This window comes from Photobacterium sp. R1 (assembly GCF_054600795.1).
In genome coordinates, this window is sequence record NZ_BAAHZP010000788.1 from 1 (window position 1) to 250 (window position 250).

General features: G+C 54.0%; 1 protein-coding gene. It reads left to right on the top strand.

Annotated elements, in window-relative coordinates; all coding sequences use genetic code 11:
* Positions 1-250, top strand: a 250-nt coding sequence (locus ACYP03_RS27230; protein ID WP_459782835.1) for a DUF2982 domain-containing protein, incomplete at both ends; no start/stop codon positions are given.

Here is a 250-nt window from a genome sequence, read left to right on the forward strand (position 1 = left end):
GTTGCTGCTAGCCATGACGACCCTGTTACTCATAGGGATTAAACTCAACCGGCAATCGCCCATTACGTTCACCCTCACTTTCATGCATCTTCAGTACCACAGTCAGCACGGCGGCTGGCTGACCCGATGGCAGAATATCGCGGATATAGGACGCGCGTCTGTCAGCACTCAGGGCTGGCACAAACCTCTGCCCTGGATTGGTATCAGACTCAGGCACTATGATGAATTCCTGGACAGCATCTGTCCCCGT